The organism is Demequina sp. NBRC 110056 (genome assembly GCF_002090155.1).
Taxonomy (GTDB): Bacteria; Actinomycetota; Actinomycetes; order Actinomycetales; family Demequinaceae; genus Demequina.
In genome coordinates this window covers 277,586-295,972 of record NZ_BBRM01000002.1, presented here as the reverse complement: position 1 = coordinate 295,972, position 18,387 = coordinate 277,586, and the positions used below count along the sequence as shown (strand labels likewise).

General features: G+C 71.3%; 16 protein-coding genes. 4 read left to right on the top strand and 12 right to left on the bottom strand.

Annotated elements, in window-relative coordinates; translation table 11 throughout:
• Positions 1-383: 383 nt before the first annotated feature.
• From B7K25_RS01390 to B7K25_RS01360, 7 genes are all read right to left on the bottom strand, one after another.
• A complete protein-coding gene (locus tag B7K25_RS01390; RefSeq protein WP_234988025.1) occupies positions 384-3,071 on the bottom strand; it encodes a phosphoenolpyruvate carboxylase in 2,688 nt (895 codons plus the stop codon).
• A gap of 48 nt (positions 3,072-3,119) precedes the next feature.
• Entirely contained in the window at positions 3,120-4,493 is a 1,374-nt protein-coding gene (locus B7K25_RS01385; protein ID WP_084103529.1) for a threonine/serine exporter ThrE family protein, read from the bottom strand.
• A gap of 57 nt (positions 4,494-4,550) precedes the next feature.
• On the bottom strand, positions 4,551-4,943 hold the full coding sequence (locus B7K25_RS01380) for a hypothetical protein (RefSeq protein WP_144018797.1): 393 nt from the start codon (positions 4,941-4,943) through the stop codon (positions 4,551-4,553).
• Positions 4,944-5,039: 96 nt separating this feature from the next.
• Entirely contained in the window at positions 5,040-5,711 is a 672-nt protein-coding gene (locus B7K25_RS01375; RefSeq protein WP_084103525.1) for a class F sortase, read from the bottom strand.
• Positions 5,712-5,809: 98 nt separating this feature from the next.
• On the bottom strand, positions 5,810-6,571 hold the full coding sequence (locus B7K25_RS01370; RefSeq protein ID WP_084103523.1) for a hypothetical protein: 762 nt from the start codon (positions 6,569-6,571) through the stop codon (positions 5,810-5,812).
• 136 nt (positions 6,572-6,707) lie between these two features.
• Positions 6,708-7,148 carry a hypothetical protein gene (locus B7K25_RS01365; RefSeq protein WP_084103521.1) on the bottom strand — a complete coding sequence of 147 codons (441 nt, stop codon included), beginning with the start codon at positions 7,146-7,148 and terminating at the stop codon, positions 6,708-6,710.
• Positions 7,145-9,298 carry a DNA topoisomerase IV subunit B gene (locus B7K25_RS01360; RefSeq protein ID WP_084103519.1) on the bottom strand — a complete coding sequence of 718 codons (2,154 nt, stop codon included), beginning with the start codon at positions 9,296-9,298 and terminating at the stop codon, positions 7,145-7,147. The genes B7K25_RS01365 and B7K25_RS01360 overlap by 4 nt, the downstream gene beginning before the upstream one ends.
• 62 nt (positions 9,299-9,360) lie before the next feature.
• Here B7K25_RS01360 and B7K25_RS01355 point away from each other — a divergent pair, with 62 nt between their 5' ends.
• On the top strand, positions 9,361-10,176 hold the full coding sequence (locus tag B7K25_RS01355; RefSeq protein WP_084103517.1) for a tryptophan-rich sensory protein: 816 nt from the start codon (positions 9,361-9,363) through the stop codon (positions 10,174-10,176).
• A gap of 4 nt (positions 10,177-10,180) precedes the next feature.
• On the opposite strand, the gene B7K25_RS01350 is transcribed toward B7K25_RS01355, so the two are convergent.
• Positions 10,181-10,675 (bottom strand): GNAT family N-acetyltransferase, encoded by a 495-nt coding sequence (locus B7K25_RS01350; protein ID WP_084103515.1) that lies wholly within the window; start codon positions 10,673-10,675, stop codon positions 10,181-10,183.
• 1 nt (position 10,676) lies between these two features.
• The gene (locus tag B7K25_RS01345; RefSeq protein WP_084103513.1) at positions 10,677-11,021 is read right to left on the bottom strand and encodes a hypothetical protein; all 345 of its coding nucleotides are present in this window, start codon (positions 11,019-11,021) and stop codon (positions 10,677-10,679) included.
• A 161-nt stretch (positions 11,022-11,182) separates the two neighbouring features.
• Here B7K25_RS01345 and B7K25_RS01340 point away from each other — a divergent pair, with 161 nt between their 5' ends.
• The gene (locus tag B7K25_RS01340; protein ID WP_084103511.1) at positions 11,183-12,661 is read left to right on the top strand and encodes a sodium:alanine symporter family protein; all 1,479 of its coding nucleotides are present in this window, start codon (positions 11,183-11,185) and stop codon (positions 12,659-12,661) included.
• A 60-nt stretch (positions 12,662-12,721) separates the two neighbouring features.
• On the opposite strand, the gene B7K25_RS01335 is transcribed toward B7K25_RS01340, so the two are convergent.
• Together B7K25_RS01335 and B7K25_RS01330 are read right to left on the bottom strand one after the other, a co-directional pair.
• Complete coding sequence (locus B7K25_RS01335) at positions 12,722-14,104, bottom strand: RNA polymerase sigma factor (RefSeq protein ID WP_371328280.1); 1,383 nt, start codon at positions 14,102-14,104, stop codon at positions 12,722-12,724.
• A 115-nt stretch (positions 14,105-14,219) separates the two neighbouring features.
• Positions 14,220-15,260, bottom strand: a complete 1,041-nt coding sequence (locus B7K25_RS01330) for a DUF4192 family protein (protein ID WP_159450081.1) — start codon at positions 15,258-15,260, stop codon at positions 14,220-14,222.
• Positions 15,261-15,369: 109 nt separating this feature from the next.
• Between B7K25_RS01330 and B7K25_RS01325 the strand changes: the two genes are divergently transcribed.
• Positions 15,370-16,446: a polyprenyl synthetase family protein gene (locus B7K25_RS01325; RefSeq protein WP_159450080.1), complete on the top strand. Its 1,077-nt coding sequence runs from the start codon at positions 15,370-15,372 to the stop codon at positions 16,444-16,446.
• 40 nt (positions 16,447-16,486) lie between these two features.
• Here the strand turns inward: B7K25_RS01325 and B7K25_RS01320 are convergent, their stop codons facing one another.
• Positions 16,487-16,837: an Rv2175c family DNA-binding protein gene (locus tag B7K25_RS01320; protein WP_234988023.1), complete on the bottom strand. Its 351-nt coding sequence runs from the start codon at positions 16,835-16,837 to the stop codon at positions 16,487-16,489.
• A 154-nt stretch (positions 16,838-16,991) separates the two neighbouring features.
• On the opposite strand from B7K25_RS01320, the gene B7K25_RS01315 reads away from it, so the two are divergent.
• The gene (locus B7K25_RS01315) at positions 16,992-18,365 is read left to right on the top strand and encodes a LysM peptidoglycan-binding domain-containing protein (RefSeq protein ID WP_234988022.1); all 1,374 of its coding nucleotides are present in this window, start codon (positions 16,992-16,994) and stop codon (positions 18,363-18,365) included.
• The last annotated feature ends 22 nt before the right edge of the window (positions 18,366-18,387 follow it).

Sequence of the window (18,387 nt, the reverse complement as noted above, 5' to 3'; positions counted from 1 at the left end):
CTCGTCGTGGTGTCCTTACGTGACCGTGCGGTGCGATGCGAGCGGTCCCCCGGCGCGCGCATCGGCCCTTCGTCGGTGGAGCCGAGCGGTGCGAGCGCTCCCCAGCGAGCACAACGGCGATGAGCAGGCGAGGTCGAGAGGTACGAGAGTGCCCCAGCGCGCATCGGAGCTTCGACGGGGAGCCGGGCGATGCGAGCGCTCCCCCAGCGCGCGCATCGGCTCTCCGAAGGTCGAGCAGCCTGTCCCCACGCCTCCGGTCCGCCAGCAGGCGTACGACCGGAATGCGGACGTCGGCCACATAGACAACCCTCACGCCCAGACGACGACGGCCCGCCGGCGGCTCCCCTCGAGGAGCCAGCGACGGGCCACGGCGTCGGGCCGAATCAGCCGGTGTTCTGCAGTCCGGCGGAGACTCCCGACACGGTCAGCAGCAGCACGTGGCGCAGCTGGTCGACGGTCAGCGCCTCGGCGCCCTCGTCGACGCCGTGGCGCAGCGCTGCGAGGATGCGGACCTGGATCAGCGACAGCGCGTCGACGTATGGCGAGCGCAGCTGGACCGCGCGACCGAGGACGCGACGCTGCTCGAGCGGCCACGCGGAGCCGGTGACCTTGAGGACCCACTCGCGGGTGAGGCGCATCTCGTCGAGCACCATCTGAGCGAGGTCGTCGCGGTCGCCCAGCTGCAGGTAGCGCTCGGCGATGTGCTCGTCGGACTTGGCGAGCGACATCTCGATGTTGTCCAGCAGCGTGGCGAACAGCGGCCACTCACGGTACGCGCGCTGCAGCTCCTCGAGATCTCCAGCCTCCGACAGCGCGGTGCCGAGCCCGTACCAGCCCGCGAGGTTGATGCGCGCCTGGCTCCAGGCGAACACCCACGGGATGGCGCGCAGGTCGTCCAGCGAGTTCACCGACAGGCCACGCTTGGCGGGGCGGGAGCCGATGTTGAGCAGGCCCACCTCCTCGAGCGGCGTCACCTGCGCGAACCACTGCGGGAAGCCCTCGGCCTTGACGAGCTCGTGGAAGCGCGCGCGGCTCGTCGCGTCCAGGCGCGAGGCGAGGTCAGCGAACGCCCGCGTCGCCTCGGCGTTGCGGCTCTCGACGCTCGGCGAGGCCTGCAGCAGCGTCGCCGCCGCCACCTCCTCGATGTGGCGCTCCGCGATGACGGGGTCGCCGTAGCGGGCGAGGATGACCTCACCCTGCTCGGTGAGCTTGAAGCGGCCGTCGACCGAGCCCGGGGGCTGGGCGAGCACCGCGCGGTTCGCAGGGCCGCCGCCACGGCCGAGGGCGCCTCCACGTCCGTGGAACAGCGTGAGGACGAGGTCGTGACGCGCCGCCCACTCCGCGATGCGCTCCTGCGCCGAGTGCAGCGCGAGCGTCGCGGCCACGGGGCCGACGTCCTTCGACGAGTCGGAGTAGCCGAGCATGACCTCGATGCGGCGGTCCGTCTCCGCGAGCCGCTTCTGCACCGCGGGGAACGTCAGCGCCTCCTCGAGGATGTCGACCGAGTTCTCGAGGTCGTCGAACGTCTCGAACAGCGGGATGGCATCGATCACCGGGGGCTCGGTGCCCTCGGCGAACGCGTGCTCGGCGAGCTCGTAGACGGCCGCCAGGTGCTCCGGCGCCTGCGTGAAGGACACGATGTACCGGCGGGCTGCGCGCAGCCCGTAGCGCTGCTGGACCGCGCCGACCGCGCGGAAGGTGTCGAGGACCTCGCGGGTGCGAGGCTGCAGCTCTCCGTGGATGCCGTTCTCGGCGATGTCGGCCAGCGCCTCGGCGTGCACCTGCGAGTGCTGGCGGACCTCGAGCTCGGCCAGGTGGAAGCCGAAGGTCTGCACCTGCCAGATGAGCCGCTGGAGCGAGCCGTAGGCGACGCGAGGCGCGCCTGCCGCCACGAGCGAACTCTGGACGACCACGAGGTCGGCCTCGAGCTCGTCAGGGGTCGCGTACTGCAGGTCCGCGTTGCGCTCCTGCGTCGCCGCCAGGCGCGCCGCGACCACCAGCAGGGCGGCGCGGTGCGTCTCCCCCGGCGACTCCGCCTCCGCCGCCGAGCTCACGGCGGCGTCACGCTGCGCCTGGCGCTGACGCAGCGCCAGCAGCTCGTCCGACGGCGGCGTCGAGCCGTCGTGGAGGCTCAGCTTGTCGGCCACGTCGCGGGCGGAGCCCTCGAGCGCGCGCACCGCGTGCTCCGAGGCCAGGCCCGCCGCAGCGCGCGTGACCTCCGCGGTGACGTTGGGGTTGCCGTCGCGGTCGCCGCCGATCCACGAGCTGAGGCTCACGAACGGTCGCGCGAGGGGCTCGCGCCGGCCGGCGTCGGCTCCCGCGAGGAAGTCGTCGAGGCGGTGGTAGACCCGCGGGAAGGTCTCGAACATGGTCGCCTCGAACACCTCGAGCGCGGCCTTGACCTCGTCGAGCACCTCGGGCTTCGAGGCGCGGATGAGGCTGGTGCGCCAGAGCGCGTCGATCTGCGCGAGCAGGGCGCGGTCGGACTCCGCCTCGGTGGTGCCGCCGAGCTGCGAGTGGTCGCGCTCGGTGAGCAGGTCGGAGATGCGCCGCACGGCGCCCGAGACGGCCGGACGGCGCGCCTCGGTGGGGTGCGCGGTCAGCACTGGCCGGAACTCGAGCGCCTGGACGCGGCGCAGGGCCTCTTCCTCGCCTAGCTCGGCGGCGAGCTGCTGCACCGCCTCCGACAGCGAGTCGTCCTCCGTGAGGGACTGCGCCTGGCGCTGGCGCAGGACGCGCACGCGGTGGTGCTCCTCCGCCAGGTTCGCGAGGTGGAAGTAGCACGTGAAGGCACGCGCGACCTGCTCGGCTCGCTCGAGAGAGAAGTTCTTCACGAGCTCCATGGCCTCGTCGAGGGCCGCTGAGCCCTCGGCGTCGCGTGCTTCGTGGGCTCGGATGGCGAGCTCGCGCAGTCGCTCGACGTCGTCGAGCAGCTCCTGGCCGGAGGACTCGACGATCACCTGCCCGAGGAGTCCGCCGAGAAGGCGGACATCATCGCGCAGGGGGTCGGGAACGGCATGGCGAGCGAGGTCGCGCTCCGCGGGGGCTTCGGGCGTCGGGTTCTCAGTCACGCACACGAGAGTAATGGCACTGCCCCCGACACTCCCAAAAACGCGTCCTCAGCGAGGTGGCGCGAACGCCCAGTGCCGGTCGGTCACGAGCTTCGCCGCCACGAGGCCGACCATGATCGACAGCACGACGAGGGTGACCTCGAGGATCCCCGCCGTGGCCGCCTCGTAGTCGCCGGCGTTGAGGCTCACGAGCGCCTCGTGCGCGGAGACCCCGGGGATCATCACGAGGACCGCAGGCACGGACAGCGTGATCACGGGGAACCGTCCTCCCCTGGCAGCCACGGCCGCAAGCACGCCCACGACCAGGCACGCGACGGCGGTGGCCGCCTGGATGGGCACGTCACGATCGACCGCGAGCAGCCGCCCCGAGTTGGCGATCGCGCCGATCCCGGCTGCCGTGAGCGCGATGGCCCAGGGGCTGTTGAACATGAGCGCGAACCCGAGCACGCCCACGGCGCTGGCGATCGCCCACGTCAGCACCTGGATCGCCGTCGAGACGTCGGCATCCGGGCGCACCACCGTCGACAGCGGTTCGATGAGCGACACCGCCCACACGCTCACGCCGGCAGCCATCGTGATCATCGTGCCGAAGGCGATGCGCTGGATGCCCGCCTGGAGGTCCATCTGCGCCATGTCGAGCGCTCCCGTGATGAGCGCGAACCCCGGCAGCAGGAACAGCACCGACGAGATGTAGCCGGCGGCGTGCGTCTCGAGCTGGTCGACCCCGAGGCCGATGGCCGCGATGCCCAGCACGTAGACGCCCGTGGACACGGCCGCGGCCACCAGGGTCGTCCCGAAGGCGTTGAAGTGACGATGCGCGAGCGTGCGGCGCGAAAGCTGACCGAGGGCAGCGGCCACGAACACCAGCGCCACCTCCCAGGCGAGGGCGTGGTTGAGCACCGCGAACGCCGCACACGCCACGCCGGCGAACGCGGCGTTGGCGACGCCCGGGTAGAGCGCTCCCCTCGCCTCTATAGCGTCCAGCGCACGGTGCACCTCGGTCGGTGTCGTCGCGTCCGGAAGGGTCCGGCGCATCCGGTCCAGCTGCGCCAGCCGGTCGGAGTTCACGGCGAACGACCGGTTCTCGGCCACCTCGGTGCGGAAGATCCTGCCGCGGTGCGAGGTCGCCGCGATGTCCGTCATCGAGACGTGGTTCGCGTGCTGGTCGACACCGAGCGCGCGCGCCACGTCGCGCATCGCCTGCTTCACGCGGTAGCTCGCGGTACCTGCGGCGAGCATGAGCCGTCCCGTGCGGATGATCGCGCGCGACTGCTCGATCAGCGCGACCGGCTCGAGGCTCTCCTCGAGCTCGTGTGCGGACCTCACGTGGGGGCGGTCCTGCTGGCCCTCCTGAGCTCGGCCAGCGCCGTCGCTCGGTGCTCGATCCTCGCGTTCCGCGTCGGGCTCATCGGTTTCGCTCACCAGCCCATCATGGCGCAGGCGGTCCACCGATACCCGGGACCCCGGGCGGCGCGTGCCTCACACGCTGGTGTGGGTGGCTGCGAGCACGGTGAGCCGCGCCTGAGCGATGGCCTCCCACTGCCGCGCTCGCCGCCGCGCCTCCATCACGACCGTGGCGGACAGCCCGGTGCCTACCATCGCCGCCACCGCTGCACCGCGCCTGCCGAGCGTCGCGAGGGCGACCGTTGCGGTGACACCCAGGATGACGGAGCCGCCGACGGCGAAGTACGAGCGTGCGTACGCGGCCAGCTCGGCGAGCGCGAGGGCGTCGTCGCACGCCATGATGCGGTCGACGTCGGTCGACTCGAGCGGCCGAGGACCCATCCCGCTGGCGCCCATGTCGGGCAGCCCGGCGCGCCGATCCACGTACGTGGGCCTGCCCCACATGCCAGCCGGATTCGGGATGCTCATGGTGCCTGCCTCTCGCGTCGATGCGTGGACGGGGTGGTCACCGTGGCAACGCGCGGCGTCGGGTGCGGCATTCCGCGCCGACGTCACGCTTCAACGTCACGCCTCGATGATCTGCGCGAAGACCACGACGTTGTCGTCGAAGTGGCCGGTCGACGAGTCGAACTCGCCACCGCACGTGATGAGCCGCAGCTCGGGCCCGGACGTGTTCGCGTAGACCGCCACCGTCGGGAAGTCGTCCTTTGGGTGCTGCTCGATGCGCGTGACCTCGAACGTCACGGTGGCGCCGTCCGCCTGATGGACGTCGATGCGGTCACCTGGCTCGATCTCCGTGAGCCGGAAGAACACGGACGGGTCGCCGTTCCAGCTCACGTGCCCGGCGATCACGGCGGGGCCAACGGCGCCGGGGCGGGGGCCGCCCTCGAACCATCCGGCGAGATCCGTGTCGACCGGCGTTCCGAGAGCGCCGTCGGGCAGTAGGTCGAGCTGCTCGAGCTCGGTCTCGACGCCGATCGCCGGCACGCTCAGGCGCTCAGGAAGCGCCTGCGGCCCTGGCTCGACGGCCACGGCCCCCGTCGGGGCTGAGGGACTCGCGTCGCCGCCTGCGGCGATGCTGGGCTGCTCGTCGCCGGGCGCGGACGACGCGGACGCCGAGGGCGCCGCCAGCGGCTGTGGGGTGCTGACGCGGGTGGCTTCGATGGCAAGCACGGCGAGCACCGCTGCGAGCACGACGAGCGCCACGGCCACGAGGCCCTGCTGTCGGCGGGTCATGGTGCCTCCTGTCGTGGAAGTGAGAGGGAGTTCGGGCGCGGTGGGTGCGCGCCACCGCAGGACGATGGCGCGCACCCACCATGGGGCCCGGCGCGGGTCTAGCTCTCGACCCGGCGGCGGCTGGCGACGGCGAAGCCGATGCCCGCGGCGGCGGTCACCGCGGCGGCCGACCCGAGGGCGATCGCGGCGGAGGTGTCGGTCGACGCGTCGCCGGTGTCGACGCCACCGATCGGAGCAACGGACTGCGAGGCGCCGAACGCGCCGCAGGTGGCCGGGATGGTCGCCTCGAGCGGCAGCGAGTCGTCGAGCGACGAGACTGCGTCGCCGTCGTACGTGCCGGAGCCGTCGATGTCGATGCCGTGCTGGACCAGGTGGAGGTTGCTCAGGGAGTCGGCGACCTCCTGCGACACCTCGAAGGTGCGGCTGTACTCGAGGTTGCCCTCGTCGTCAGCCACCGGGAAGCGGTCGACGGCGAGCGCCGAGTCGCCCGAGGTGTCGCCCTCGGTGGTCAGCGACACCATGACGCCGCCGTACATGACGGCTGCCTCCATGGTGTTGAGAAGGCCGTCGCCGTCCTCGTCGAGCTCCTCGACGTCAGCAGGCGTCGGGCAGGTGAAGTCGGCATCCGCAGCGCCGTGGAGGTGCTGCGCGTGGGGAGCGCCAGGCGCGAACCCGGTGCCCGAGATCTCGACGCGCACGGTCGTGCCGTCCACGGTGACCATCGCGGTCGACTCGGCTCCCGAGTCGTTGATCTCGTCGAGCGTGGCGTTGTAGCCATCCGCCGCTGCGGCGCCGGTGGCTCCCAGCCCGATGATCGTCGCCGCTCCCGCGGCCGCCAGAGTGGATCGAAGAATCCTCATGGTGCTTCCTTCCGTTGGGGACCGGCACTCTGTCGGTCCTTTCCGGAAAGCCCGCGTGAACGTCCCTGTCGACGCATCTGCAAGGTCTCTCCACCGCCGGTTCGCTCGGGGCTCGGCGGTGGATTGGTGCGCTACGTCAGGCCTGGAAGCCCACGTACTCGCGCCACTCGTACGCGCGACGCAGCCGCTCCTTGTGCACCGCGGCGGACCAGCGGTCGAGGCCGAACGCGAGCACCACGCCGCCGACCAGCCCGACCATCGCCGATCCCGTCGCCAGGTCGCCCGAGGACAGGGAGCCGCCCACGAGGGCGAGCAGGACGCCGAGGGCAGCGCCCACGAGCACCGCGACGATGGTCATCGGCCGCCCGGATCGCTCCAGCACCCACAGGTGGCGGCGCAGCTCCTCGACGCGCCCCGACGCCTCGAGCTCCGCCTCGAGCACCGGGCAGCGCCGCGCCAGGCCCACGAGGGTGCCGTCGACCACGACGCGGTCGTCGCGGCGCGCCGCGCGGGCGCGGTCATGGAAGCCGTGCGGGTGGACGCCGCACGACAGGCCTTGCTCTGCGGCCGGGCTCATGCGTCGATCCTGCTGACGTCGAGCTTCTCCGCGCCGGCGACGATGAAGTCGCGCCGCGGCGCCACCTCGTTGCCCATGAGCAGCTCGAACACGCGCTCCGCAGCCTCGGCATGCTCCGCGGTGATGCGGCGCAGGGTGCGGTGCTCCGGGTCCATGGTGGTCTCCGCGAGCTGATCCGCGTCCATCTCGCCCAAGCCCTTGTAGCGCTGGATGTCCTCGTTGTACTTGCGCCCGGAGCGTCGCAGGTCCCTCAGGGTCTCCGACAGCTCCTTCTCGGAGTACGTGTAGATGTATTCCTTCTCGCGCCGCGGGGAGCCCTTCACCTCGACGCGATGCAGCGGTGGCACCGCGGCGTACACACGGCCAGCGTCGACGAGGGGTCGCATGTACCGGAAGAACAGCGTGAGCAGCAGGGTGCGGATGTGGGCGCCGTCCACGTCGGCGTCCGTCATGAGGATGATCTTGCCGTAGCGCGCCTGCTCCAGGTCGAACGTGCGGCCCGAGCCGGCGCCGATCACCTGGATGATCGAGGCGCACTCGGCGTTGTGCAGCATGTCCGTCACGGACGCCTTCTGCACGTTGAGGATCTTGCCGCGGATGGGCAGCAGCGCCTGGAAGTCCGAGCGCCGCGCGAGCTTCGCCGTGCCCAGCGCGGAGTCGCCCTCGACGATGAACAGCTCGGACTGCTCGACGTCGTTCGAGCGGCAGTCGGCGAGCTTGGCGGGCAGCGACGAGGTCTCGAGCGCGTTCTTGCGGCGCGAGATCTCCTTCTGCTTGCGCGCGGCGACGCGCGCCCGCATCTCCGCGACGATCTTCTCCATCACGGTCGTGGCCTGGGTCTTGGCGTCCCGCTTAGGCGAGTTCAGGATTGCCGCGAGCTCCGTCTCGACGACCTTGGAGACGATCGAGCGCACGGGCGTCGTCCCGAGCACCTCCTTGGTCTGGCCCTCGAACTGCGGCTCGGGGATCCGGACCGTCACCACGGCGGTGAGCCCCGCCATGATGTCGTCCTTCTCGATGCGCTCCGCGCCGTCCTTGCCGGTGAGCTTGAGGCGGCGAGCATTGGTCTCGATGACCTTGCGCATCACCTTGGTCAGGCCGGCCTCGAAGCCCGCCTGATGCGTGCCGCCCTTGGGCGTGGCGATGATGTTCACGAACGACCGCACGTGGGTGTCGTAGCCGTTGCCCCAGCGCAGCGCGACGTCGACGACGCACTCGCGCTCGACCTCCTCGGACACGAGGGTGCCGTCGTTCTTGAGCACGGGCACCGTCTCGCGGTAGGTCCCGGTGCCCTTGAGCTCCCATGTGTCCGTGACCGCGGCGTCGATGCCGATGAAGTCGACGAAGTCGCGCGGGCCGCCGTCGTAGCGGAACGACTCCTCGGACGGCTCGAGCGGGTTGCGCTCGTCGCGCACGGTCAGCGTCAGGCCGGGCACCAGGAACGCGGTCTGGCGCGCTCGGGTGATGAGGTCCTCGAACGTGAAGCGGGCGGACTTGTTGAAGATCTGGCGGTCGGCCCAGTACCGGATCCTCGTGCCGGTGCGGGCCTTGGCCACCTTGCCGACGACGTCGAGCGAGGAGCCGGTGACGAACGGCGTGAACTCGGAGTCAAGCCCCGGACCTGAGGCGGGGTCGCCCCAGCGTCCCGGCTCGCCCCGACGGAAGGCCATGTGATGCGTCTGGCCGCCGCGGTCCACGAAGACGTCGAGGCGCTCGCTCAGCGCGTTGACGACCGAGGCGCCGACGCCGTGGAGCCCGCCCGAGGCGGCATACGAGCCTCCGCCGAACTTGCCTCCGGCGTGCAGCTTCGTCATGACCACCTCGACGCCCGTGAGTCCCGTCTTGGGCTCGACGTCGACGGGGATGCCGCGGCCGCTGTCGCGCACCTCGACGGAGTCGTCCGGATGCAGGATGATCTCGATCGCGTCGCCGTGGCCGCCCAGGGCCTCGTCGACCGAGTTGTCGATGATCTCCCACAGGCAGTGCATGAGTCCACGCGAGTCCGTGGTGCCGATGTACATGCCCGGGCGCTTGCGCACCGCCTCGAGGCCCTCGAGGACGGACAGGTGTCGTGCGGAGTAGTCGGATGCAGCCACGGCGACAAGGATAGGCGGCCCGGCCGACACCTCCGCGCCTCCCGCGCCGCGCATCGCCCGGCCCGGCGGAACATGCCTGGCTGAGGCGGCGTTGCACCCGACGAAGGAGGCCATCGATGACCACCACGTCCACACCCGTCACCACGACCGACCGCGTCCGCCAGGTCACCGTCCTGATCGGCGCGGCGCTCGCCATCCTCGGCGCCGCCTGGGGTTCCGGAGCCTTCGGCGGCACGCCCATCGAGGAGGCCGCGGGTGGCGCGCTCGCCGCAGACGCGACGCTTCTCGCCCCAGCATCCGGCGCATTCGGCATCTGGTCAGTGATCTACCTCGGCCTCGCCGCCTTCGCGGTGGTCCAGGCGCTGCCCTCTCGTGCCGCCGATCCCCGCATGCGCGCGGTCGCATGGCCGATCCTCGTGTCGATGGTCCTCAACGCGCTATGGATCGGGACGGTGCAGGCGGGCCTGCTGTGGCTCTCGGTGATCGTGATCGCGGTCCTCGTCGCGACCCTTGCCCGAGTGGCCGTGGTCCTCGTCGCGCGTCGCCCTGAGCGCATCGCCGATGCGCTGGTCACCGACGTGACGACCGGCCTCTACCTCGGGTGGGCCTCCGTCGCGACCGCGGCGAACGTGGCCGCCTGGGGCGCCGATGCGCTCGGCGCGTCCGCCGAGGACGGCACCTGGGCTGCGGTGGCCGTGCTCGTGGTCGTCGCCGTCATCGCCGCCGCGTTCGCTCGCGCCGCGAGGAGCACCTCGTGGCTCGCGATCCCGGCCGGCGTCGCGATGGCATGGGGCCTCGGGTGGATCGCCTACGGGCGGGCCGAGGGGACTCCTCACGACCTCGTCGTGATGTGGGCCGCCGGGCTCGCGGCGTGCGTGGCCTTCGCCGCGCCCTTCCTGATGCGGGACCTGTCGCGCCCCGAGCGCGACTGACGGGCTAGAGGCCTTCGCCCTCGGGCCACGGCACGTCGTCGCGGCCGCGCACCGTCATCATGGCGATGTTGTCGCCCTTGACCCAGAAGCCGAGCTCCTCGTAGAGGTGGCGGCCCATGGGGGTCGCGTGGAGCTCGACCACCTCGATGCCACGGTCGTCCGTCTCCTTGAGGAGCGCGTCCATCACCGTGCGGGCGTAGCCCTTGCGCTGATGTTGGGGGGCTGTCGACACCCACTGGATGTAGCCCATGTGGTGCGCCTGGGCGCCGGGCTTCGGCAGTCGCGGCGCGATGTTGACGAGGCCGCAGCAGGCGAGCCCTCCCTCGGGCGCGTCGATCACCATGCCGATGAGGTCCTTGCCCAGGCGGTCCCGCACCGTCTGGGTCGCGTCGACCGCCCACGTGGGCGTGGGCTTCGCACCGACAGCCTTGTACATCAGCGCACCGAGGTGCACGATCTCCGCGGCGTCGGCCGACGTCGCGAGCCGGACGTCGGTCACGTCAGCGCCACACGACCGCGACGACGATGTTGACGATCGTCAGCAGGCCGATGAGCAGCCAGAACGTCTGCGGAGCCTCCTTCTTGCGGCCCACCTCGGCGAGGCCCGCGATCGCGAGCGCCACGACGAACTTCACGGCGATCTTGACGTGGTCGGGCTCGTAGTCGTCGCTCGCGAACGCCAGTCCCGCGAGCGCGAGGCCGGTCAGGATCTGAGCGCGGGCACCCCACACCATCGTCATCGAAATGCGCTTGGTGTCCGAGCGGAGCTGCTCGAGGAACGGGCCAAGGATGGCCGCGAGGCCGATGAAGTGCCCGATCAGCAGGGCGTAGCGCAGGGCGTCCACGGAATGACTCTCCTCAGGTGACGGATACCGCACCGATGCTACCGGCACCCGCTGGAGCGCCGATGCGCTCGTCACCACCGTGCGCTGGCTCGCCACGGCGACGGGCGCCGTGGGACCTTCGCCTATCCCTCGGCGGGACGAGGTCAGTAGCGTGTGGACCCATGGACGGCTTCGAGGAATGGATCGCCTCCACGAGCACCACGATGTGGACCTGGCTCGTGCTCCCGCTCGTCGGCGGGCTCGGCGTGTACTTCACCGTCCGGACCGGCGTGGTCCAGGTCCGCATGCTCCCCCGCATGATCTCCTCGCTCACCGATCGGACGCCCACGGACGCGGACGGCCGGCCGCAGTCGCTGTCCGCGTTCCAAGCGTTCACGGTGTCGGCGGCGTCGCGCGTGGGCATCGGCAACATCGCCGGCGTCGCCACCGCGATCGCGCTCGGCGGCCCCGGGGCGGTGCTGTGGATGTGGGCGATGGCCATCCTTGGCGCGGCCACCAGCTTCGTCGAGTCGACGCTCGGCCAGCTGTACAAGGTTCGCGATGCCGAGGGCTTCCGGGGCGGTCCGGCGTACTACATCGAGCACGGGCTGCGGTCGCGGCCGATGGGGATCGTGGTCGCGATCGTGCTGATCGTCGCGGCGCCGTTCGCCGTCACGAGCCTGCAGTCCTTCACCATCACGGAGACCGTCACGGGACAGGTGGGCACGAGCGAGCCGTGGCTCGTGTGGACGGTCGCGCTCGTCGTCACCGGGCTAGTCGCGGCCGTGGTCCTGGGCGGCATCCGCCGCATCGCCACCTTCACGCAGGCCATCGTCCCCGCGATGGCGGTGCTGTACCTGGTCCTCGGGCTCATCATCATGGGGATCAACGCCGCCGAGATCCCGGCCGTGCTCGAGGAGATCGTCGCGGATGCGTTCGGGTGGCGGGAGGTGGCCGGAGGCGCCGTCGGCACCGCGATCCTCGTGGGCGTCCAGCGGGGGATGTTCTCGAACGAGGCCGGGTTCGGCACGGCGCCGAACGCCGCGGCGAGCGCTGCCACCACGCACCCGGTGAAGCAGGGCCTCGTGCAGTCGCTCGGCGTCTACTTCGACACCCTGGTCGTCTGCTCCGTGACGGCGTTCATCGTGCTGACGACCCACCCGGACCTGTCCGACGCGTCGGCGGGCATCGCCCTCACCCAGGAGGCCGTCGTGGGGACCCTTGGGGCGTGGTCGGGTCCCGTCTTCGCTCTGATCGTGTTCCTGCTGGCCTTCAGCACCATCCTCGGGCTGTACTTCTACGGCGCGGCCAACGTGGAGTACATCACCACCAGGCCGGCGGCGCTGCGGGTCTACCAGGTGATCGCGCTCGCCTTCGTGCTGGGTGGCGCCGTGGCCTCCGCATCGCTCGTGTGGACGCTCGCCGACGCGCTGCTCGGGGTGCTGGCCATCCTCAACCTTGTGGCGATCGGCCTGCTGTCGCGCCACGTGTTCGCGCTGCTGCGCGACTACTCCGAACAGCGCCGCGAAGGCCGCGATCCGGTGTTCACCCGCGAGCGGCTGCCCTCGGCGACGGGTGTCCTGACGTGGGAGGACGAGGCAACGGTCACGGGCTCGCCTCCTCCGGCGTCGCCGGCGCCTGCGGCAGAGACCCAGCCCTGACAGCACGACGGCCGCCCAGCGCATGGAGCGCGTAAGCGGCCGTCGTGAGAGGTCAGCAGGTCAGTCGAGGTAGTCGCGCAGCACCTGCGAGCGCGACGGGTGACGGAGCTTCGACATGGTCTTCGACTCGATCTGGCGGATGCGCTCGCGGGTGACGCCGAAGACGCGACCGATCTCGTCGAGGGTCTTGGGCTGGCCGTCCGTCAGGCCGAACCGCATGCCGACCACACCGGCCTCGCGCTCGGACAGGGTGTCCATGACCTTGGTCAGCTCCTCCTGCAAGAGGGTGAAGCCCACGGCGTCGGCGGGGACCACGGCCTCGGAGTCCTCGATGAGGTCACCGAACTCCGAGTCCCCGTCCTCACCGAGCGGCGTGTGCAGCGAGATGGGCTCGCGGCCGTACTTCTGGACCTCGACGACCTTCTCCGGGGTCATGTCGAGCTCCGCGGCGAGCTCCTCGGGAGTGGGCTCGCGGCCCAGGTCCTGGAGCATCTGGCGCTGCACGCGCGCGAGCTTGTTGATGACCTCGACCATGTGCACGGGGATGCGGATGGTGCGGGCCTGGTCGGCCATGGCGCGGGTGATCGCCTGGCGGATCCACCAGGTCGCGTACGTCGAGAACTTGTAGCCCTTGGTGTAGTCGAACTTCTCCACGGCGCGGATGAGTCCGAGATTGCCCTCCTGGATGAGGTCCAGGAACAGCATGCCGCGGCCGGTGTAGCGCTTGGCCAGCGAGACGACGAGGCGCAGGTTCGCCTCGAGCAGGTGGTTCTTGGCGTGGCGTCCGTCGTTGGCGATCCACTCGAGCTCGCGACGCAGCTCCGGCTTGACCTTCTCGCCGCTCGACAGCTTCTCCTCGGCGAACAGGCCGGCCTCGATGCGCTTGGCGAGGTCGACCTCCTGCTCGGCGTTGAGGAGGGCGACCTTGCCGATCTGCTTGAGGTAGTCCTTGACCGGGTCAGCCGTGGCGCCAGCGGTCATCACCTGCTGGACGGGGGCGTCATCGTCGGCGGCGCCGATCACGAAGCCGGACTTGTCGTCCTCCTCGTCGTCCGACGACTCCTCGGTGGGCTCCTCCGGCTCGGCCTCGGCCTCGTCGGCGTCCTTCGAAGTCGCCTTGGCAGCGGCCGGCTTCTTGGCCGGGGCCTTGCGGGCGGCGGCGCGGCGCGTGGGGGCGGCGGTCTCCTCGACCTCGACCTCCTCGGTGGTGGCGGCGCTCACCTTCTTCGCGGCGGTCTTCTTTGCGGGGCTCTTGCGGGAAGAGCTGGACGCGGCTGCGGTAGTCGTGGCCTTCTCCTTACAGGTCGTCCGTCGACGCGACGGCTGCTGGACTCGTGGCGCGGCGGCATGCGCTGGCGCGCACCCCACCCTCGCGGATGGCGGATTAGTGCGCGGTTCGCGTCGCGCCGAGACGGCGCTCAGGTGAACTGGGGGGCATGCGATACCTCTCAGCTGACGTCGGGAGCGTGGGAGGCTCCTTCCGCCTCGCGCAAATCCATTCAAGTATAACGAAGAACCCCGCGGCGGTGTTCCTCCCTTGCCGTGTCTCGCGTCGCCATCACGCGCGCGTCCACGCGGGAAGCAGTCCACGATCGCACATGTCCGTCATCAGCCGGGCCAAGGAGTACTGCGGGTCGCACTCGAGTGCCGTCGTGCTCGCCGCTGCGGCCCGATCGACGTCGCCTGCCCACCACATCACCACGGCCTCCAGCGCGTGGGTGGCCGGGCAGTCGCGTCGGCGCGCGAGGCTTGACACGGCACGGCACCATCGGACGGCGGTCTCGATGTCGTCCAGCGCTGGCGCCGCATGCGTGACGTCGTGCAGGGCGCCGTCGAGGACGCGTGCGACGTCGTCGGTCGGCAGCCCCGCGAGCGTGTCGGAGATGGCGTGCGGCCCGCCGCGCAGCCAGGCAACGATCACCGCGTCCCGCACCTTGACGTCGCGAAGGCTCACCGCGGCGCGTCCGAGGTCGAGCACGCTCGCACCGTCCATCGCGCCGCGCAGCAGCCGCTGCAGCGACTGCACGCGCCACTCCTCGGCGCCGTCGCGTCGGCGAGCCCACCATCTGTCCCCCGCGCCGCTCGCGCGCCGGCGAAGATCTGCGGGCGCCTTGCGACACGGAGATCCGTACAACCGCTCGAGGCGCGCGCAGCTGTCGCCGAGTCCCAGCCGATCAGGCACCGGAACCGGCTCGGGGAGCATCGTGCCCCCGGGCGGGCAGCACGAGTCGTCGGCGCAGCCCGGAGCCCAGAACCGACGACCGTCGCACGCCCACGCGTCGGAGTCGATGGCGACCCGCAGGAGGGCCTCGCCGAGCACCTCCGCCGCCTCGCAGCCCCAGGTGACGCCCTTGGTGGTGAAGCTCACGAGGATCGCGCGCGCCACGTCCGCTCGACGGGACTGGTCGGCGATCGCCGCGGCGGCGCCGCCGTCGAGGTCGGCCAGCAGCAGCTCGTCGCGATGGACGCGCACGAGCAGCGCGATCCCGCCGCGTGCGTCGATGCCGACGGCGACGACAGACTCCTGCGGCCAGTAGCCGAGCAGGTCGGGGATGGTGGCGATGAGCTCGCCTGGGCCTCGGATGACGGATGAGTGCATGCCGCCACCCTCGCGACGCCGCGTCTCCCGCGCACGCATCCGCGGCGGGCGATGGGGACGGCGGCAACACCGTGCCGTCCTGGGGACGGGGCACCCTAGGGTGGAGCCCGTGACCACTCCCCTGCCCGCGTGGCGCGAGGCCGTCGACGCCCGCATCGTGCAGACGCTCGAGCGCACCGTCGCGGCCACCGCACCCGCGGGTCCGGGCGTCGCCGAGATCACGGATCCGATGCTCGCCTCTGCCCGTGGTGGGAAGCGGCTGCGCGCACTGCTGCTCCTCGCCTCCCACGCGGCTCACCGCGGCGACGACGTCGACGCGGCGACCGACGCGGCGACCGCGCTCGAGCTCTTCCAGACTGCGGCGCTGGTGCACGACGACGTCCTCGACGACTCCGACACGCGCCGAGGTCTGCCCTCCGTGCATCGTGCCATCGCGTCCATCCACGCGGAGCGCGCCTGGTCCGGCGACTCCCGCGCCTACGGCGACGCGGGTGCCGTGCTCGCCGGCGATCTCGCCCTGATGGCGTGCCAGCGCGCGCTCGGCCAGGCCGTGGCGCGGCTCGGCCATGACCGCGGCGAGCGCGTCAGCACCCTCTTCTCCGACATGGCCGAGCTCGTGACGGCAGGCCAGTACGCGGACATGCGCGCTGCGGCGCAGCCGCTCGGGGCGATCGCCGGTCAGCGCGACGAGATCCTCGCCGTCATGCGATCGAAGACCGCGTCCTACACCTGCGAGTTCCCGCTCGCGCTCGGCGCTGCGGCGGCGGGCGGCGACGACCAAGCGATCTCGCGGGTCCGCGCCATCGGGGTCGACCTCGGCATCGCGTTCCAGCTCCGCGACGACCTGCTGGGACTGCTGGGCTCGCCCGAGGTGACCGGAAAGCCTGCGGGCGACGATGTGCGCGAAGGCAAGCGGACATTCGTGCTGTGGCGGGCCTGGACCGAGACGGATGACACCGGCCGCGCGCGCATCGGCGCGGTCCTCGGGGACAAGGACGCGTCAGACGACGCCGTCGCGGATGTGGCGGGAATCGTGGCCGCGACGGACGCCGAGCGCTGGTGCGAGGAGCAGATCGACGAGCGATCGCGCACAGCGCTGCGCCGGCTCGACGAGGCATCGCTCGACCCGGGGGCGACGGGCACGCTGCGCGAGCTCATCGCGAAGGCGGTGTCGCGCACGAGCTGAGCCGGCGCGCTCGACGCGCCCCCGTCGGGGCCGGCGTCCGCTAGAACAGCGTCTGCGCCGCGCGGCGCACCGGGGCGCGACGGCCCTCGCGCAGCGCAGCGAGCGGCGTCGTGTCAAGCTCCTCGTTCTCGGTGAGGAGCCACTCGATGCTCTCGTCATCCGACAGGCCTGCGTCGGTCAGGACCGTGATGGTGCCGGGGAGCGTGGGCAGCACGCGGACCTCACCCTCGTGGTCGTGGATGAACCCCGCCGGGACGTGCCACGCGTCGCTCGGGCCCCGCCGTACGGCGATGATCTGCCGCTGCCGGATCATCTCCCGAACGTCGGATGCCGCGACGCCCAGCGCATCGGCGAAGTCGGGCACGGTCAGCCATGCGGTCTGCTCAGTCACGACACCAGCGTACAAAGCGCGGGCCGGCCGCTCGCACCGTCGTGCACGCCTGAACGCCACATGAACACCCTTGCGTCTGAGAGTCGGGCGGGGTTACAGTCACATCTGTCACATCTGTCACATGAGACACTTCTGTCTCAGCGAGGAGATTCCAGTGGGACGTCGAACCGTCGCGACCCGAACGCTGCGCACCGCCGCGCTCGCCGCCACCGCCGCCATGTCCGTGACCGCGTTCGCGGCCCTGCCCGCGGCGGCCGACCAGAGCCACCGGGTGCAGCCTGGGGACACCGTGAGCGCGCTCGCTCACCGCTACGACTCCTCCGTCGGTGCGATCGTGCGCGCCAACGACCTCAACGCGCGCGCCGTGATCCTCATCGGCCAGACGCTCGTCATCCCCACTCAAGGCTCCGCCGCGCCCGCGCGGACGTCGTCGGCGTCCGCCGCGACCCACACGGTGGCCCCGGGCGACACGGTGTCGAGCCTCGCGCGCGCCTACGGCACGACGGTCTCCGCGATCGTGTCCGCCAACGGGCTGTCCAACCCGTCCCTGATCCGGATCGGCGAGAAGCTGTCGATCCCGGGCGCCGGCAACGCCTCGGCCGCGAAGGCCACCACCAGCACGACGTCCACCGCCACGCACACCGTCGCGTCCGGCGACACGGTCTGGGCGCTCGCGCGCCGGTACGGCGTCTCGGTGTCGTCCATCACCCAGGCGAACGACCTCGGCTCGTCCGCGGTCATCCGCATCGGCCAGAGCCTGCGCATCCCGGGCGCGAGCAGCGCCGGGAACACCGCCGCCACGACCACGGCCTCGTCCTCGTCCTCGTCCTCGTCCTCGACCAAGCTCGCCACCGACGCGAACCTGTCCGACTTCGGAGGCGCCACGCAGACGTACACCGTCGCCGCCGGGGACACGCTCGCAGCGATCGCGAACCGCTTCGGGGTGTCGGCCTCGTCCCTCGTGTCGGCGAACGGCATCAAGAACCCGTCGCTCATCCGCGTCGGCCAGCGGCTCACGGTCCCCGGCGGCGTGCCCACCGGGCTCGTGGGCGACACCTTCGCGGGCCGCACCTACTCAGCCGGCGTCGTCGGAGCCGCCAACCAGAACAAGGCGACGCTGAACGCCACGCAGGTGCCCTCGCGCGCGCAGATGCAGGCGCTCATCGTCTCCACCGCGAAGCAGTACGGCGTGAACCCCGCGCTTGCCCAGGCGATCGCCTACCAGGAGTCCGGCTTCAACATGCGCGCCGTCTCCCCCGCCAACGCCGTGGGAGCCATGCAGGTGATCCCTTCGACCGGTGCGTGGATGTCGGAGGTCGTGGGTCGCGACCTCAACCTGCTCGACCCGCAGGACAACGTGACCGCAGGCGTCGCCCTGCTGAGGCACCTGCAGCGCGACGGACGAGCCCTCGAGACGGCGATCGCCGGCTACTACCAGGGCGAGGCTGGCGTGAAGAAGTATGGGATGCACCCCGACACGCGTCAGTACGTCGCCTCCGTCCTCGCCCTCATGAACCGCTTCTCCTGAGCGACGACGAACCCGGCGCGCG